We start from the raw sequence: 16,152 nt of genomic DNA on the forward strand, positions 1-16,152 counted from the left end.
CGGCGGCATGGTGACCAAGGCGCTTCGCACCCACGACCCGGTCGCGGACGACGACTCCACCCCGAGCGCCCCGGCGCGCCCGGTCACGCTGCCGCCGCTGCCCGGCGGTGACGTTCCCGCACTCGGCATCCAGCGCGCGTAGGGGGTCATCGTGCGCCAGACCACCATGCCGTATCTGACCAGCGCGTTCATCGTTCCGGCCGGGACCGCGGCGCCGGAGCCGGCCGGGCCGCCCGGACCGCCGACCGTGCTGGTCGCCGACGACGACGAGGACGTGCGCGCGCTCGTCGAGTTCACGCTGGAGTCCGCCGGCTACCGGGTGATCATGACTGGGGACGGGCTGTCCGCGCTCAGCCTCGCGGTCCAGCACCGCCCGCAGCTGATCCTGCTGGACGTGGTCATGCCCGGCCTGAACGGTCTGGACATCTGCTACGAGCTCCGGGCGAAACCCCGCACCACGGACATCCCGGTGCTGATCCTGAGCGGCCGCGACACCAGCGGCGACATCGACCTCGGCATGACGCTCGGCGCCAGCTACTACATGACCAAGCCGTTCCGCCCTCAGGAACTGCTCAACCGCGTCCAGCGCCTGCTGCACCCCTGACATTCCGTTTCCAGCTTCCGGCGTGGTCACCCCCCGCACGCTCGGAGCGGGCACCGGTCGTCGCTGGCGCTCCTCCCTGTCCGATCCGAGGCCGGTCACCGAACGAAACCCGGGTCAGTCCGTGAGGGCGAGGCGGGTGGCGGCGACGAACGCGTCGAAGACCGCGGTGGTGGTGTGCTTGCGGCGGGGCCGGGTGTTCTCGGTGAACATGGCGGCGCGCAGGTCGGTGGTCAGCTCCAACTGGGTGCCCGCGCCGGTCAGCGTGCGGTTGGCGATGTTGGCCGGGTCGGTGCCGGACAGCGCGGGCACGGTGGCGGCGTCCACGTGCTGGATGCCGGCGGCCTCGTACCGGTTGCGGAGCCGGGTCTTCAGCGCCTGATCACGGCCGCCGACCAGGACCGCGGCGGTGCCGTCCGGCAGGCCGGCCTCCGCGGTGGAGCAGCCGTGCAGCGAGACGGTGCGGCGGGCGCCACCGGCCAGGGACAGCGCGACCGGGTCGTCGCAGTTCGTGGACGTGACGTGCAGGTCCGCGTTGCCGCTGGAACGCAGCCCCTCGAACAGCCAGTGGTCGTAGAGCCGGCCGGTCAGCGGCGCCTCGTCGGACGGGCGGTAACCGGCGATCGCGATGCACAGCTCGGACGTGCCCGGCTCGATGCCGCCGCCGTGCACCGCGAGAATCGTGGTGTCCGGGAACGGCTGGGTGCCGCCGTGCGCGGTCGCGTGCCGCCGGAACCGCCGCGTCCACTCGACGTGCTCGACGGAGGCCAGCGCGGCGTAGAGCGCGCTGTTGGACGGGTAGCGGTCGGCCGCGTGCGCGGGACGGGCGCCGGCGGCCACGGCGATCGGCGGCGCGGCCAGCGCGCCGAGCGCGACGAGAACGGTACGGCGGTGCAGCGTGGACATCGATCGGCTCCAGTCTGGAACATCGGGTCGTGACACGGCGTCCAGTATGGACGACGCGGTGTCACGCCGGTGTCACGTCCTTGACCCGGGTGCCGGCCCGCCACACGCCGATGATCCGGGACGGGTCCGCCAGCAGGGACGGGTCCGCCAGCGGGTCACCGTCGACGGTCAGCACGTCCGCGTCGTAGCCCGCCGCGAGCAGCCCGGAGCGGGGCGCCTGGCGGCCGAGCGTGGCCGGGCCGGTCGCGGTGGCGGCCTCGATCGCGGCCAGCGGCGTCATGCCGATCTCGGTGAGCAGCACGATCTCGCGCCCGTTGCGCCCCCACGCCGCCGTGCCGTCACCGGTGCCGCCGAGGTCGGAGCCCATCGCGATGGTCACGCCGGCCTCGTACGCGCGGGTGACGTTGTCCCGGTGGGTCTGCGCGATCGCGGCCATCTTCCGCGCGGCGTACGGCGCCACCCGTCCACTGTCGAGCACCTCGCGGATGATGGTGAGCGTCGGCACCAGGATCGCGCCGGTCTCCCTCATCGCCGCGCACGCCTCGTCGTCGAGGTAGCTGCCGTGCTCGATGGTGTGCACCCCGGCCGTGAGCGCCGCCATGATGCCCGGCTTGCCGTGGCAGTGCGCGGCGACGCTGCGTTCCGCGAGCCCGGCGACCTCCACGATGGTGCGCAGTTCCCGGTCGGTGAACTGCTGGTGGATCGGATCGTCGATCACGCTCATCACGCCGCCGGACGCGCACACCTTGATCACCTTGGCGTTGCGCCGCAACTGCTCGCGGACCACCTTGGCGCACTCGGCCTCGCCGTCGGCCAGGCGGAAGTCGGCGCCCAGCCGGGCGGTGTCACGGACCCACTCGACCGGGAACGAGTGCACGTCGCCGTGCCCGCCCGTGGTGGACAGCACCGATCCGGCCGCGTAGATGGCCGGTCCGTCGGCCAGGCCCTCCTCGACCACGGGCGCCAGGTAGAGGCCCAGGCCGCCCAGCTCGCGGATGCTGGTCACGCCGGCGTCGAGCGCCCGCCGCAGGCTCCGCGTGCTGCGCGCCGCCCGCGTCGCCGGGTGCTCCTGCGCGATCTCGGCGTAGTCGAACTGGTCCGGGCGGGTGCCGAGCAGGTGCGTGTGCGAGTCCCAGAGGCCCGGCATGACGGTACGGGCCCGGACCACCGGCGTCGCCTCCGTGCCGGGCGGTGCCTCGCCGCGCGGCCCGGCGTACGCGATGACGGGCCCGTCCATGACGACGACGGCGTCGCGGACCGGCTCGCCGCGCCCGGGGATCAGCTGCTCTGCCTCGATACGGTGCACCGGCGCACCCTACCGCCGCCGGGCTCAGGCGCTTCGGTGCAGCGCGCGGATGCGCTGCATCAGCGTGGTCACCTGATCGGTGCCGAGGTGGTCGGGGATGAAGTCGCCGGTGGACATCACGTCGGCGACGGCCTCGCGGACGCCCGGCGCCTCGGTGTCGATCAGGCCCATGGACCAGTCCGCGAACGTGCGCCGCGGCACGTCGCGCACCGCGATCAGCGCGACGTCGTCGTGCCGGGGGTCCTCCGCGATGGTCCGGAACGTGCGGGTGACCTGCGCGGCGTCGCCCTCCAGGCACTGCAGGAAGTGCTCCGGGCCGTACAGCAGCACGCCGGTCAGGCCGAGCCGCGCGTTGTTCTCCCGGGCCTGGTCGCGGATGTGGTGGATGCTCTCCGGCGACAGCCGATCCTGCCGGCTGCGGTAGATCAGTTGCGTCACCGTCACCGCCTCAATCTATCGCGTACTCGGGCGTATCGGGCGGGCTTGCGCCACGGATGGCAGGCTTGACGCATGACGATGGACGAGATCATCGCGTACGTGTCCGGCCTCGACGACGGCGTGCTGGTGCTGCGCCCGCGCCCGGGCGACGGCACGCCGGAGATCGCCTGGGGCGACGCGTTCTTCTACCACTCGCCGGACGGCAGCGTGCCCACCGCGGTCCAGCCGTTCGCCACGATCGTCACCAAGGACTACCCGGACGACCTGAGCTCGCGACTGGACCGGCCGGACACGTTCCGCCTCAACGTGCACGTGTCCAAGGACGACTTCGCGCGGCTCACCGGGCACCGGCCGCGGGAGGCCGGCGCGGCCGGGGCGGACCCGAGCGCGCCGGACACCGTGTTCCCGCACCCGCTGTACGGCACCATGGGCTGGCTGTCGATCGTCAACCCCGGCCCGCGCACCGGCGACCTCGCCCGCGAGCTGCTGCGCAAGGCGCACGAGACGGCCCGCTCACGGTACGAGCGCCGGGCCTGATCAGGCCGCGGCCGGGGCCGTCATCGCCGCGCCGGTCAGCTCCACGGACCTCACCCGCGCGGCCACGTCCTCCGCGTGGTGCGCGGTGATCAGCTCGTCCGCCTTGATCGAGGCGGCGAACGCCTCCAGGTAGTCGCGCACCTCGTCCGGCGTGCCGACCGCGGTGTACCGCGTCATCTCGGCCAGTTGGCGGCCGTTCGGCGAGGCGAGGAACGCGTCGATCTCCGCGTCCGTGAAGTTCTGGCCGACCGCGCCGCGCGAGATGAACGCGCGGGTGCGGTTGCGGTACGCGCGGGTCCGCTGGTCCTCGGCCTCCTCGCGGGTGTCCGCGGCGATCACGTTCACGCCGGCGATCACGTACGGCTCGGCGAGCTGCGCGGACGGCGTGAACGTCTCGCGGTAGACCTGCACGGCCTGGTGCAGCGCGTCCGGCGCGAAGTGCGAGGCGAACGCGTACGGCAGGCCGAGCTGCGCGGCCAGCTGCGCGCCGAACAGCGACGAGCCGAGGATGAACAGCGGCACCTCGCCGTCCGGCTTCGGGTACGACTGCACACCCGCGACGCGCGTCCGGCCGGTCAGATAGCCCTGCAGCTCCAGGACGTCCTGCGGGAAGGAATCGGCGGAGAGGTGGTCGCGGCGCAGCGCGCGCATGGTCACCTGGTCGCTGCCGGGCGCGCGGCCGAGGCCGAGGTCGATGCGGCCGGGGTAGAGCGTGGCGAGCGTGCCGAACTGCTCCGCGATGACCAGCGGCGAGTGGTTCGGCAGCATGATCCCGCCCGAGCCCAGCTTGATCGACTCGGTGTGCGCGGCCACGTACCCGATCAGCACGCTCGTGGCGGAGGAGGCGATCGTCGCCATGTTGTGGTGCTCGGCGTACCAGACGCGCCGGTAACCGCTGCGCTCCGCGGCGCGGGCCAGCTCCACGCTGGCCTCGAAGCTGTCGCGCGCGGTCTGGCCGGTCGCGATCGGGGCGAGGTCGAGCAGGGAGAGTGCGGTGGGCATGGTGCCGCCTTCCGGGGTCACAGGTCGTGGTGCAGGCGTTCGGCGAACGCGCGGATGCGGGCCTCGTCGCGGCGGTAGTACGTCCACTGGCCGCGGCGGGTGGCGCGCAGGAACCCGGCGCGCTGCAGGACGGCGAGGTGCGCGGAGACGGTCGAGGCGGAACAGCCGGCGCGCTGCTGGATCAGGCCCACGCAGACGCCGAGCGGCTCGTCCCCGCCGATCGGGAAGTGCGTGGCCGGGTCCTTCAGCCACTCCAGGATGCTCAGGCGAGTCTCGTTCGCCAGGGCCTTGCACTCGTCCAGCACGCGTACCGTCCTTCGGTATTTCGCTAAGTTCCGAAATTACGTCACGCAGCGTGGCGCCGCCAGCATGACGCTGCTCACGCTGCTCACGGTGTCAGCTTGCGCAGGATCTCCGGGATGCGGGCTGCGATGTCCCGCTCCGCGGGCGTGAGGTGGGTGAGCGTGCCGGCGATGACCGCGGCCCGCGCGCGCCGCGCCTCGGTGAGCCGGATGGTGCCGGCCGGGGTGATCACCACCACGACCTGGCGCCGGTCGAGCGCGTCCGGGCGCAGCGTGACCAGGTGCTGGTCCGCGAGGAGGCCGACGGTGCGGGTCATCGACTGGTGGCGGACGGCCTCGCGGCGGGCCAGGTCGGCGATCGAGAGCGCGCCGTCGCGGTGCAGGTGGCCCAGGGCGGCGAGTTGGCCGGGCGGCATCGCCTCCAGCGGGCGGACACGCCGCACGAAGTCGCCGACCGCGGCCCGCAGCGCCTCCGCGAGATCCAGATCATCGCTCATTGGCAGAACAATACAGCAATGCTGTACGTTCGGCGCGTCACGGATGTACAGCACTGCTGTGGAAATGGAGATGGTCATGGCCTACCACCCGTACGCGATCGCGTTCCCCGCCCCCGCGTTCACGCTGCGCTCGCCGGACTTCACGGACGGCGCGCCGCTGCCGGACACGGCCTACGCGGCGCACGGCGGCGAGTCGCCGGCGCTGAACTGGGACGGCCTTCCCGCCGGGACCCGGAGCCTGGTGGTGACCGCGTTCGACGCGGACGCGCCGATCCCGGGCGGGCTGTGGCACTGGGCCGTCAAGGACGTGCCGGCCGCGCCAGGCGGGCTCGGTCGCGGCGCGCGGGCCGGCGTGCCGCTGGTCAACGACCTGGGCGTGGCCGGCTACTCGGGCGTGCGCCCGCCGGCGGGCACGGGCGTCCACCGGCTGTTCGTGTGCGCGACCGCGCTCGGCGTCCCGGAACTGGAGCTGCCGCCGGGCGCGAGCCTGGCGATGCTGCACATCCTGATGATCCCGCACACGCTCGGGCGCGCGATCCTGGTCGGCACCAGCACCCCGGCCTCCTAGGAACCGGATCAACGCGGCCCGACCGCACCACGCCGCAGCTTCGCATCCCGCACCGCCTCGCGATCTCGCGCCGCCCTCAGGATCTCCGCCGGGCTCGGGATCTCGCGCCGGGCTCGGGATCTTGCGCCGGGCTCGGGATCTTGCGCCGGGCTCGGGATCTTGCGCCGGGCTCGGGATCTTGCGCCGGGCTCGGGATCTCGCGCCGGGCTCGGGATCTCGCGCCGGGCTCGGGATCTCGCGCCGGGCTCGGGATCTCGCGCCGGGCTCGGGATCTCGCGCCGCCCTCGAAATCTCCCGCCGGGCTCGAAATCTCGTGCTGCGGCTCAGAATCTCGCGCCGCAGCGTGGAATCTCACGCCCCGCCGATATTGGGCGCCGCGACTCGATATTCCGTGCTGCGGCCCGGCACTCGCGGCCGCGACCCGCATCTCCGGCCGCGAGTGGTAGCTGGTGCCGGATCCGCCGTTCCGTGCCGAGCCTGGTGTCCCGTGCGCCGTGCCGCGTCCGGTGTTACGTGCCGCAGCTGGTATCCGCGCTGCGATCGGTATCCCGCGCGGTGGCCGGCGGCCGGCACGGCCGACCTCCGGCCTCGTGACCGGCATCCGGCCCACTGACCGACCTCCGGCCGTGACCGACCTCCGGCCCACTGGCCGGCACCGGGGCCCACTGGCCGGCACCGGGCCCACTGGCCGGCACCGGGCCCACTGGCCGGCACCGGGCCCACTGGCCGGCACCGGGCCCACTGGCCGGCACCGGGCCCACTGGCCGGCATTCGGCCCCCGTGACCGGCCCCCGGCCCCCGGCCTCCCACGTCGATGCGGGCTGAGCCCGGTCAGGCGATGACCGGGTCGTTCAGGAACGTCCGGGCGAACGCGACCAACTCGTCCGGCCGGTCCGCGTGGAACCGCAGCTCCGTGACGCCCTCCTCGCGTCCCTTCGGCAGGTCGAGCGTCACCGGTGCGCGGAACACCACGTCGACCGCGGTGAGGCTGCTCATCGCGATGCTCACCACGTCGCCGGCGCGCTGCACGGTGTCGCTCTCCATCAGGTAGCGGCTGTGTGCCCGTACCGTCTCGATGGTGTCCCAGGGCAGGTCCAGCGTGAGCGTGTGCGAGTTGCGGACGCGCAGGCCGGACGGGCCGACCACGTGGCGGTGGGTGACCAGGTTCGCCGCGAGGCCGATCATCCAGAGCAGGCCCCAGACGCCGAGCACCAGCGCGACCGTGCGCAGCCACTCCCAGTCCGGCAGGAAGTGGCGCAGGGCCAGGTCGACCGCGACGATGTCGATCGCTGACACCACGATGAACACGCCGAGCACCGGCGCGACCGGGCGGACGTAGCCGAAGTCGCGCGCGCCCGGCTCCATCGGCATCGGACGACGGAACGTGAGCCGGTAGAGACTCACCCAGAGGGCGATCTCCCAGCGAACGACCTTCCTGACCAGCTCGATCATCTCACCCTCCCCGTTTTGCGTTGCACTCGTAATGTAAAAGACCGCCACGTGGGGTGTCAATACGACTGCAATGTGAAAACATGGGCCGCGTGCCGAAGAGGGTCGACCACGCCGAACGCCGGGAACTGATCGTCGAGGCGCTGATGCGCGTCGCCGCGAGCGGCGGACTGGAGGCGATCAGCCTGCGGCACGTGGCCGCGGAGGCCGGCGTCACCACCGGCATGGTGCAGCACTACTTCGCCACCAAGGACGACCTGATGCGGTTCGCGCTGCACGGCATCATGGAGCGCACCACCGCCCGGGTCAACGCGGCCATGGCCCGGCTGCCGCAACCCCTCACCCCGGCCGACACGGTACGGACGCTGCTGACCACGCTGCTGCCGCTGGACGAGGAGCGCCGCGCGGACGGCCGGGTCGGCCTGGCGTTCCTCGCCTACGCCGCGGTCGAGCCGTCCGCGGCCGAACTGCTGCGCGACAGCACCCGGCAGATGGCCGCGTTCATGGCCGACCAGATCCGCGCGGCGCGGGCCGCCGGTGAGGCGTCCGCGACCGTGGACGCCGAGGCCGCGGGCGCCGGGCTGCTGGCCGCCATGGAGGGGCTGTCCATCTACGTCCTGGGCGGCTACTACACGCCCGAGACCGCGCTGCGCGCGCTGGACGCCCACCTGACCATGATCTTCACGTCCCGGCCGGCGTGACGGGGATTACCACGCGTTGGCAATAATCCGCGTGCGCATCTAATCTGGCGAACCGACACGATGTCCACGCCCCGGGAAGCGAGACCGCCGTGACCGCACGCCTGTTCGAGCCGATCACCCTGCCCACGGCGGACGGCGCCGGGCTGCGCGTCCGCAACCGCGCGTTCGTGGCGCCGATGTGCCAGTACGCGATCGACGCCGAGGACGGCGTACCCACCGACTGGCACCTGGTCCACCTCGGCGCGTTCGCGTCCGGCGGCTTCGGGCTGGTCGTCACGGAGGCCACCGCGGTCGAGGCCCGCGGCCGCATCTCGCCGCGCGACGCCGGCCTGTGGAACGACGCACAGCGGGACGCGCACGCCCGGATCGTCCGCTTCGCGCACGCGCGGGGCGCGGCGGCCGGCGTCCAGCTCGCCCACGCCGGCGGCAAGGGCTCCACGTACCCGTCGCTGCCCGGCCGCCCGCTCGGCACCGTGCCGGCCGCAGAGCGCGGCTGGCCCACGGTCAGCGCCGTGGACGGGCCGGTCCAGCCCGGGCTCGCGCCGGCGACCGCGCTCGACGAGGCCGGCATCGCCGACGTGGTGGACGCGTTCGCGGACGCGGCCCGCCGCGCGGACGAGGCCGGATACGACGTGCTCCAGATCCACGCGGCGCACGGCTACCTGCTCCACCAGTTCCTGTCGCCGCTGACCAACACCCGCACCGACGGGTACGGCGCGGGCGAGGAGGGCCGCACCCGCCTGGCGCGCGAGGTCGCCGCCGCGGTGCGCAAGGTGTGGCCGTCGCACAAGCCGCTCGGCATCCGGATCAGCGCCACCGACTGGGTCGAGGGCGGCTGGGACGTGGCGGCCTCCGCCCGGCTGGCCCGCACGCTCGCCGACGAGCACGGCGTGACCTGGGTGGACGTCTCCACCGGCGGGCTGCAGGCCGGCGCCGCCATCCCGGTCGGGCCCGGTTACCAGGTGCCGTACGCCGCGCACCTCACCGCCGCGCTCGCCGGCACGGACACCGTGGTCAGCGCGGTCGGCCTGATCGAGCACGCCGCCCAGGCCGAGACCGTCCTCGCCACCGGCCAGGCCCACGCGGTCTCGATCGGCCGGGCCGCGCTGCGCAACCCGCACTGGGCCACCGAGGCCGCCGCCGCGCTCGGCGTGCCGGCCGCGGACCTGCCGCGCGCGGAGCAGTACTGGCGCGCCCGCTGGTGACGGTTCCCCGTCCGGGGCGCGCACGGCGTACCGTCTGAATCGAGGTTCTTCGTTCTTCGATGCGGCGGGGTGCGTGATGGCAGAGGACCGGATCGACGCCAGTGCGATTCCCGACGACGACGTGACCTGGACCATGCTGGCCACGCTCTACCTGCGGGCGCAGGAGAACCGGCGGGCCCGGCCGGTGCTCGGCGATCCGTACGCGGCCGAGGCGCTGGCGCGCATCGACTACCGCTTCCCGCCGATGCGCCGGCGCCTGCTCACCGGCGGCGCGCAGTTCATCGTCACGCTGCGCGGCCGGCGGTTCGACGACTGGGCGCGCGCCTGTCTCGCGCGGCGGCCGGACGCGACCGTGCTGCATCTCGGCTGCGGGCTGGACAGCCGCATGCTGCGCCTCGATCCGGAGCACCGGCTGCGCTGGTACGACCTGGACATCCCGCCGGTGATGGCGCTGCGCCGGCGGCTCTACGCCGAGCGCGGCGGCTACCGGATGATCGACGCCTCGGTCTCCGACCGGGGCTGGCTGGAGAGCATCCCGGCGGACCGGCCCGTGCTCGTGGTGGCGGAGGGCCTGCTGCCGTACCTGACCCCGGAGGCGGTCGGTGACCTGCTGCGGCGGATCACCGACCACTTCCCGGCCGGGGACCTGATCTTCGACGGCGTGCCCCCGTGGATGGTCCGGATCGCGCGGCCGGTCAGCTGGACGCCGGCCACGCACCCGGTCACGGCCGCGGCGCCGCGGCTGACGCTGGCCGAGCGCGTGCCGATCAGCGCCGGATACGACCGCATCCCGGTCCGCGGCTACCGGGCGATGTACCGGTTCGTGCACGCGGTCCGCCCGCTGCGCGAGTTCCTGGTCGGCTACCGCTACACGTTCTGAGGCCTCAGCTGCCGGGCGAAGAACCGGTTCGCGTCGTCCGCCTCGAAGGCCGGGATGCCGGTGTGCCCGCCCAGGTTCGCGTGCAGCGTCTTCTCCGCGGAGCCGAGCGCGTCGAACACGTCCAGTGCCAGCCGCCGGTCGTTGCCCTCGTCGTCCCACTGCAGCAGCACCCGTACCGGGACGGTGACCCGCCGGGCCTCCTCGATCATGCCGCGCGGCAGGTAGCTGCCCGCGAACAGCACCGCGGCCGCGATCCGGGGCTCGACCACCGCCAGCCGGAGTCCGATGGCGATCACCCCGCCGGAGTAGCCGACCGGTCCGCCGATCTCCGGCAGCGTCAGGACGGCGTCCAGCAGCGCCCGCCACTCCGGCACCGCGCGCTCGACCAGCGGCAGGACCAGCCGGTCCACGATCTCGTCGAGCGGCTCACCGGTTCGCAGCGCCCGTTGCAGGTCCGCCCGCGCCCGCTCGGCGTCCGCGAGCGGTGGCCGGTCACCGGCGCCCGGCTGTTCGATGGTGACCGCGGCGAAGCCCGCCGCGGTGGCGTGCCGACCCCGGGCGGCCAGCCGCGGATGCATCCGGCGCAGCCCGCCCGGGTGTCCGATCAGGATCAGCGGCATCGGCGCGGCGGCGGACGTGGGCGTCCACAGCAGACCGGGTACGCCGCCGAGCGTGAACTCGCGTTCGAGGACGCCGTCGTCGAGGCGCCGCGTGGTGGTGAAGTGCATGGTCGTGCCTTTCGGGAGTGCTCACCAACGGTGCTCCCGGACGACCTACCGCCCGACCGTGACCCCGAAGGAGAGCACCCACGTCGTAACGTCCACGGGTACCACCTCCTCGACTCCGTCCCGGCCCGCCGACATGCTAACCGCGCCGCCCACCCGCCGCCAGCGGGTTTCAGCTCCCGCCGGCGTCATCCGAAGAAGGCCAGCAGCTCGGCCGTGACGAAGTCCGGGTTCTCCGCGATCAGCCAGTGCCCGGCCCCGGGGACGTCGACCGCGCGGGTGATGTTCGGCATGCGGGGCTGGACCGTCGAGCGGGTGAAGGCGAGCGTGCCCTCGGCGGTCAGCAGCAGCGCCGGCACCGTGACCGGCTGCGCCGCCGTGTTGTCCCGCTCGTCCTGGTCCAGGGTGCGGTACAGCGCGAAGCCGCCGGTCAGGACCTCGGGGCGCTGGTACGTACGGGCGTATTCGTCGATCTGTTCCGCGGTGAACGGGGCCTTCGCGCCCGGCCCGCCGAAGCTGGTCCCGCCGTACGCGACGTACCCGTAGAACAGCGACAGATAGCCGCGGACGTCGTCGTCGACCAGCAGTTCGGGGAACCCGTCCTGGGTGTGGAACGACATGTGCCAGCTCGCCTGGCGGTAGGCGTTCGCGCCGAGTGCGGGACCGGGCAGCGGGTAGTCGAGGTGGGCGTACCTGACCAACTCGCCCGGGAACCGCGCGGCGTACTGGAACGCCACCCCGGCCCCGAGATCGTGCCCGGCGAGGTTGATCCCGCGCAGTCCCAGCCGGTCGGCGAGCAGCCCGTGGACGTACCGGGCGAGCGTGGCCTTGTCGTAACCGGACGGCGCGCCAGCGCTGTCCCCGAGCCCCGGCAGATCGAGCGCGTAGACCGTGTACCGCTCGGCGAGCGCCGGCATGATCTCGCGCCACGAGTACCACGTCTGCGGCCACCCGTGCAGCAGGACGAGCGGCTCGCCGCGCCCGCCGGTGACGTAGTGCATCGTCACGCCGTCGACCTCGGCCGTCTCGTGCCGGAACAGCCGGTTGAAGTCGGCGTCGTCCCGGGTGGCCGCGTCGTGGGCGGTCGCCGGCGTCGCCCCGGGCCGCTGGCCGGTGGTCGTGCACGCGGCCGTCAGGACGAGCGCGGCCGTGAGCGCCGCCGTGATCCATGCTTTCGTGAACATGGCCGTCAGCATGGCCGGCGCTGTTGCACGACCGCCAGAAAAATTGCCGATCCGCATGAGCGGTCAGGCGGACACCTCGAACAGCGCGGCCTGCTGCGGCTTGAGCAGCGGCACCGCCAGGCCGACCGCGGAGAGCACCCGGCCGGGCAGCGTCACCGAGCCGGACGCCAGCCACGGCGGCGGCGCGTCCTGCGTGACCGGGCCGGTGAGCAGCGGCCGTACCGTGTAGAGCCGGTCCGGGTGCAGGCCGGGGAACCGGATCGGGGCGGGCAGCGCGGCCTGCGGCGCGTCCAGCGTGACGTACGCGAAGACGGCCTGCCGCCGGTCCCGCGCGACCACGCCGTGCACGAGCTGCGCCGGGTCCGCGGTGTCGCCGCGCACCACCCGGCCGGTGTGCAGCAGCTCGCGCAGCCGCTTGTGCAGCGCGATCCACTCGGTGATCGCCTCGCGCTCGCCGGGCGTGGCGCGCAGCAGGTTCCACTCGATGCCGGCGCTGCCGAACAGTGCGGTGACCTGCCGGAACGCGAGATCCGTGGTGCGCCCGGTGATGTGCGCGGCCTTGTCGCCGAGGTGCCCACCGAGATATTCCGGGGGTACGAGCACCGACGTCCACCGCTGGATGGTCTGCCGGTCGAGCGGGTCGTTGGTGTCCGAGGTCCAGAACCGGTCGACCAGCTCCAGGATGCCCAGGTCGATCCGGGCGCCGCCGGACGCGCAGCTCTCGATCTCCACGTCCGGGTGGGCCACCCGCAGCTCGCGCAGCAGCCGGTAGAGCGCGGTGGTCTGCCGGTGCGCCACGCCGGGGGCGAGCACGTCCCGGTTGTGGTCCCACTTCAGGAACGCGATCGGGTACTCGCTGAGCAGCGCGTTCAGCCGTTCCAGCACGTACCCGTAGGCCTCGGGGTTGGCCAGGTCCAGCACGCGCTGGAAGCGCCAGGTGGGGGAGCCGTCCAGCACCCAGTCCGGGTGCCGCTCGGCCAGCGACGACGTGGGGCTCACCATCTCCGGCTCGACCCACAGGCCGAAGTCCATGCCGGCCTCGTGCACCCGGGTGATCAGCGGGTGCAGCCCGGCCGGCCAGACCTCGGCGTCGACGAACCAGTCGCCGAGCGCGCGCCGGTCGTCGCGCCGCCCGGTGAACCAGCCGTCGTCCAGCACGAACCGCTCCACGCCCACGGCGCCGGCCGCGTCCGCGAGCGCGCCGAGCGTCTCCAGATCCTGCGCGAAGTAGACGGCCTCCCAGGTGTTCAGCACCACCGGGCGCGGCCGGCGCAGCTCGCAGCGGCCGCGGATCCACGGGTGCAGCCGGTCGGAGAGCCCGTCCAGGCCGCGATCGGACCAGACCGCGACCAGCCACGGCGTGGTGTACTCCGCGCCCGGCGCGAGCGTGACCTCGCCGGCGCCGAGCAGCTCACCGGCGCCGAGCACGGCCGGGCCGAGCGCGGACCGCGCCGCCCACACCCGCTTGTCGCCGCTCCACGCCAGGTGCGCGGCCCACACCTCGCCGTCCCGGAACCCGAACCCGGGCGCGCCCGCGACCAGCAGGAACGCGTCGTCGTGTCCGGGGCGGCCGTGCCGCGACTCGCGCATCCACGCGCCGTGGCGCAGCTCGCCGCGCTGCGGCCGGCGCTCGTGCGCCCACAGCCCGGAGAAGTCCAGCACCTCGCGCGCCCGGTCCGGCACCGGCAGTTGCAGGTCCAGCGCGGTCAGCACGAAGTCGGCCGAACCGCGGTTGGCCAGCGTGTGCCGGATTCGCAGCACGCCCTCGCGGGACAGCTCCAGCCGCGTGGTGACCGCCAGCGTGCCGGTCCCGGTGACGCTCAGCCACCCGTCACCGGCGTCGGCCGACCAGGTCTCCAGCGCGACCGGGGTGTGGTCGGTGAAGAAGCCGTCGAGGCCCGGGCGCTCGCTCCACCCGTCGGTGAACGAGGGCAGCAACGGCAGCCACAGCGGTACGTCGATGCTGCTCGGCGGCACCGCGGGCACGGACGCGTCGGCGATCGCGGCGAGCGCGCCGGCCGGGAGATCGCCGAGGTCGGCGCCCCAGTGGACGATGGCGGGCGGTCGTGCGCCGCGGGCGTCCAGCACGATGCCGGTGCCCGCGGCGCGAAGCTGGCGGATCAGGGCTCTACTCCTCGCGTGTGTGAACGTGCACACGTTGTCACTCACCCGTCCGGTGGTCAAGGACGCGCCGCTACGCTGTGCCGCGTGGCACGGTCCCAACCGCAGAAGCGCGCCACGGTGCACGACGTGGCGGCCGCCGCCGGCGTCTCCCGCGGCACCGTGAGCCGGGTCCTCAACGGCGGGTACGTCTCCGCCGCCGCCCGCACCGCCATCGAGGCCGCGATCGCCGAGGTCGGCTACGTGCCGAACACGGCCGCGCGCAACCTGGTCCGGCGCCGCTCGCAGGCCGTCGGCTTCCTCACCCTCGAACCGCACTCGCTGCTGCTGGAGGACCCCAACCTCGGGGCGATCATGCTCGGCGCGAACGAGGAGCTCTCCGTCGCCGACCACCAGATGGTCAGCCTGGTCGTCGACTCCGCCCGCGACACCGAGCGCGTCGCCCGCTACCTCAGCGGCGGCTTCGTCGACGGCGCTATCGTCGTCTCCGCCCGCACCAACGACCCGATCACCCGCGTCATCGCCGCGCTCGGCCTGCCCGCCACGTTCGTCGGCCACCCGCCCGACCTGGCCCGCGAGATTCCCTGGGTCGGCATCGACAACGCCGGCTCCGCCCAGGCCCTGGTCACCCGCCTGGCCGCCACCGGCCGCCGCCGGATCGGCATGATCGCCGCCGCGCTCGACCGCGACTCCGGCGCGGACCGCCTCGCCGGCTTCCGCGCCGCGCTCGGCGACCGCTTCGACCCCGCGCTCGTGGCCGAGGTGCCGCTCTACGACTACGCCTCCGGCGTCAAGGGCATGCGCGAGTTGCTCAGCCGCGACCCGTCCATCGACGGCGTCTTCGCCGCCTCCGACGCGATCGCCGCCGGCGCCCTGGAAACCCTGCGCGACGCCGGCCGTTCCGTACCCTCCGACGTGGGCCTCGTGGGCTTCGACGACAGTTCCTGGGCGGTGCGCGCCCAGCCACCCCTCTCCACGGTCCACCAGCCCGCCCGCCAACTCGGCGCGGCCGCCGCCGACCTCGTCCTCCGCCAGATCCACGGCCACCACCCCACCCCCCTCCTCCTCCCTTCCCCCATCATCTGGCGCGACTCCGCCTGATCGTTCGGCTTCGCTACAATCGCCGGCCACGCGGTCGTGATCGACGGGGGTGGACGGTGGACTGGTTGCCGATCGTGAGTACCGCGGTGGGGGCGGGTATCGCGTTCGCCGGGACGATGGTCGCGGATCTGGGGCGGGCAAGGGGGCAGCGGCGCCGGGAGCAGGAGCTGGACCGGTGGCAGCACGGGATCGACTTCCTGGTGGCGCTGGACGCGGCGCACGGGCTGCTGCGGGAGGTCGCGCGCTCGCGGCCCGACCCGGGCGAGCTGCCGGCGGCGGTCGCGGAGGCGATGGGGGAGTCGGGTCTCTACGGGGCGCGGGAGAAGCTGCTGATCGCGGGCACGCCGCAGGTCGTGCGGGCGGCCGAGGTGGTGGTGGGCAGGCTGGTCGCGATCCGCAACGCGGTGCGGTCCGGTGCGACGCTCGACTCCCGGTCCTATCACGACGCCTACCACGACTACGCGGAGTCGCTGTGGGCGTTCCGGATGGTGGTGCGCAAGGGGTTCGGCCATCGCACGATCGCGCCGTCGGATCTGGACCGGCCGGACTGGTCCGAGCGGGCGCACTGCCGGGTCTGCGCCGCGGACGGGTCCTGAGCCCGGGCCGGGTCGTGCGGGAGGCGTTCGTTC

The 16,152-nt window shown here is 73.7% G+C and carries 19 protein-coding genes; 9 read left to right on the forward strand and 10 right to left on the reverse strand.

All coding sequences use genetic code 11. The features are described from left to right. Nucleotides 1-7: 7 nt before the first annotated feature. Together J2S41_RS10250 and J2S41_RS10255 are read left to right on the forward strand one after the other, a co-directional pair. Nucleotides 8-142, forward strand: a complete 135-nt coding sequence (locus tag J2S41_RS10250; protein ID WP_310366036.1) for a hypothetical protein — start codon at nucleotides 8-10, stop codon at nucleotides 140-142. A gap of 9 nt (nucleotides 143-151) precedes the next feature. Continuing rightward, nucleotides 152-604: a response regulator transcription factor gene (locus J2S41_RS10255; RefSeq protein WP_310366038.1), complete on the forward strand. Its 453-nt coding sequence runs from the start codon at nucleotides 152-154 to the stop codon at nucleotides 602-604. Nucleotides 605-718: 114 nt separating this feature from the next. On the opposite strand, the gene J2S41_RS10260 is transcribed toward J2S41_RS10255, so the two are convergent. The 3 genes from J2S41_RS10260 to J2S41_RS10270 all read right to left on the reverse strand — a co-directional run bounded on the left by J2S41_RS10260 (nucleotide 719) and on the right by J2S41_RS10270 (nucleotide 3,257). Further along, nucleotides 719-1,507: a poly-gamma-glutamate hydrolase family protein gene (locus J2S41_RS10260; RefSeq protein ID WP_310366040.1), complete on the reverse strand. Its 789-nt coding sequence runs from the start codon at nucleotides 1,505-1,507 to the stop codon at nucleotides 719-721. 61 nt (nucleotides 1,508-1,568) lie between these two features. Then, complete coding sequence (locus tag J2S41_RS10265) at nucleotides 1,569-2,744, reverse strand: metal-dependent hydrolase family protein (RefSeq protein WP_310376340.1); 1,176 nt, start codon at nucleotides 2,742-2,744, stop codon at nucleotides 1,569-1,571. A gap of 93 nt (nucleotides 2,745-2,837) precedes the next feature. Further along, on the reverse strand, nucleotides 2,838-3,257 hold the full coding sequence (locus tag J2S41_RS10270; protein ID WP_310366042.1) for a BLUF domain-containing protein: 420 nt from the start codon (nucleotides 3,255-3,257) through the stop codon (nucleotides 2,838-2,840). Nucleotides 3,258-3,323: 66 nt separating this feature from the next. Between J2S41_RS10270 and J2S41_RS10275 the strand changes: the two genes are divergently transcribed. After that, nucleotides 3,324-3,788 carry a DUF6194 family protein gene (locus J2S41_RS10275; RefSeq protein WP_310366044.1) on the forward strand — a complete coding sequence of 155 codons (465 nt, stop codon included), beginning with the start codon at nucleotides 3,324-3,326 and terminating at the stop codon, nucleotides 3,786-3,788. On the opposite strand, the gene J2S41_RS10280 is transcribed toward J2S41_RS10275, so the two are convergent. The 3 genes from J2S41_RS10280 to J2S41_RS10290 form a co-directional block, all read right to left on the reverse strand. After that, nucleotides 3,789-4,790: an LLM class flavin-dependent oxidoreductase gene (locus tag J2S41_RS10280; RefSeq protein ID WP_310366048.1), complete on the reverse strand. Its 1,002-nt coding sequence runs from the start codon at nucleotides 4,788-4,790 to the stop codon at nucleotides 3,789-3,791. A 17-nt stretch (nucleotides 4,791-4,807) separates the two neighbouring features. Then, nucleotides 4,808-5,095: an ArsR/SmtB family transcription factor gene (locus J2S41_RS10285; protein ID WP_310366050.1), complete on the reverse strand. Its 288-nt coding sequence runs from the start codon at nucleotides 5,093-5,095 to the stop codon at nucleotides 4,808-4,810. Between the two features lie 83 nt (nucleotides 5,096-5,178). Continuing rightward, entirely contained in the window at nucleotides 5,179-5,589 is a 411-nt protein-coding gene (locus J2S41_RS10290; RefSeq protein WP_310366051.1) for a MarR family winged helix-turn-helix transcriptional regulator, read from the reverse strand. A gap of 76 nt (nucleotides 5,590-5,665) precedes the next feature. On the opposite strand from J2S41_RS10290, the gene J2S41_RS10295 reads away from it, so the two are divergent. Then, nucleotides 5,666-6,157, forward strand: coding sequence for a YbhB/YbcL family Raf kinase inhibitor-like protein (locus J2S41_RS10295; RefSeq protein WP_310366053.1), 492 nt, complete (start codon nucleotides 5,666-5,668; stop codon nucleotides 6,155-6,157). An 831-nt stretch (nucleotides 6,158-6,988) separates the two neighbouring features. Here the strand turns inward: J2S41_RS10295 and J2S41_RS10300 are convergent. Next, entirely contained in the window at nucleotides 6,989-7,609 is a 621-nt protein-coding gene (locus J2S41_RS10300) for a hypothetical protein (protein WP_310366055.1), read from the reverse strand. 80 nt (nucleotides 7,610-7,689) lie between these two features. On the opposite strand from J2S41_RS10300, the gene J2S41_RS10305 reads away from it, so the two are divergent. From J2S41_RS10305 to J2S41_RS10315, 3 genes are all read left to right on the forward strand, one after another. Further along, nucleotides 7,690-8,307 (forward strand): TetR/AcrR family transcriptional regulator, encoded by a 618-nt coding sequence (locus tag J2S41_RS10305; RefSeq protein ID WP_310366057.1) that lies wholly within the window; start codon nucleotides 7,690-7,692, stop codon nucleotides 8,305-8,307. A gap of 89 nt (nucleotides 8,308-8,396) precedes the next feature. Beyond that, on the forward strand, nucleotides 8,397-9,512 hold the full coding sequence (locus tag J2S41_RS10310) for an oxidoreductase (protein ID WP_310366059.1): 1,116 nt from the start codon (nucleotides 8,397-8,399) through the stop codon (nucleotides 9,510-9,512). Between the two features lie 76 nt (nucleotides 9,513-9,588). Beyond that, the gene (locus J2S41_RS10315) at nucleotides 9,589-10,392 is read left to right on the forward strand and encodes a class I SAM-dependent methyltransferase (protein WP_310366061.1); all 804 of its coding nucleotides are present in this window, start codon (nucleotides 9,589-9,591) and stop codon (nucleotides 10,390-10,392) included. On the opposite strand, the gene J2S41_RS10320 is transcribed toward J2S41_RS10315, so the two are convergent. From J2S41_RS10320 to J2S41_RS10330, 3 genes are all read right to left on the reverse strand, one after another. Further along, nucleotides 10,380-11,120: a dienelactone hydrolase family protein gene (locus J2S41_RS10320; RefSeq protein ID WP_310366063.1), complete on the reverse strand. Its 741-nt coding sequence runs from the start codon at nucleotides 11,118-11,120 to the stop codon at nucleotides 10,380-10,382. The genes J2S41_RS10315 and J2S41_RS10320 overlap by 13 nt on opposite strands. 185 nt (nucleotides 11,121-11,305) lie before the next feature. Continuing rightward, a complete protein-coding gene (locus tag J2S41_RS10325) occupies nucleotides 11,306-12,301 on the reverse strand; it encodes an alpha/beta fold hydrolase (RefSeq protein WP_310366064.1) in 996 nt (331 codons plus the stop codon). 63 nt (nucleotides 12,302-12,364) lie between these two features. Next, nucleotides 12,365-14,470 (reverse strand): alpha-galactosidase, encoded by a 2,106-nt coding sequence (locus tag J2S41_RS10330; RefSeq protein WP_310366067.1) that lies wholly within the window; start codon nucleotides 14,468-14,470, stop codon nucleotides 12,365-12,367. Nucleotides 14,471-14,509: 39 nt separating this feature from the next. Here J2S41_RS10330 and J2S41_RS10335 point away from each other — a divergent pair, with 39 nt between their 5' ends. Both J2S41_RS10335 and J2S41_RS10340 read left to right on the forward strand, forming a co-directional pair. Next, entirely contained in the window at nucleotides 14,510-15,523 is a 1,014-nt protein-coding gene (locus J2S41_RS10335) for a LacI family DNA-binding transcriptional regulator (RefSeq protein ID WP_310366069.1), read from the forward strand. A gap of 65 nt (nucleotides 15,524-15,588) precedes the next feature. Further along, a complete protein-coding gene (locus J2S41_RS10340; RefSeq protein ID WP_310366071.1) occupies nucleotides 15,589-16,119 on the forward strand; it encodes a hypothetical protein in 531 nt (176 codons plus the stop codon). Nucleotides 16,120-16,152 lie beyond the last annotated feature (33 nt).

The organism is Catenuloplanes atrovinosus (assembly GCF_031458235.1).
Lineage (GTDB): Bacteria > Actinomycetota > Actinomycetes > Mycobacteriales > Micromonosporaceae > Catenuloplanes > Catenuloplanes atrovinosus.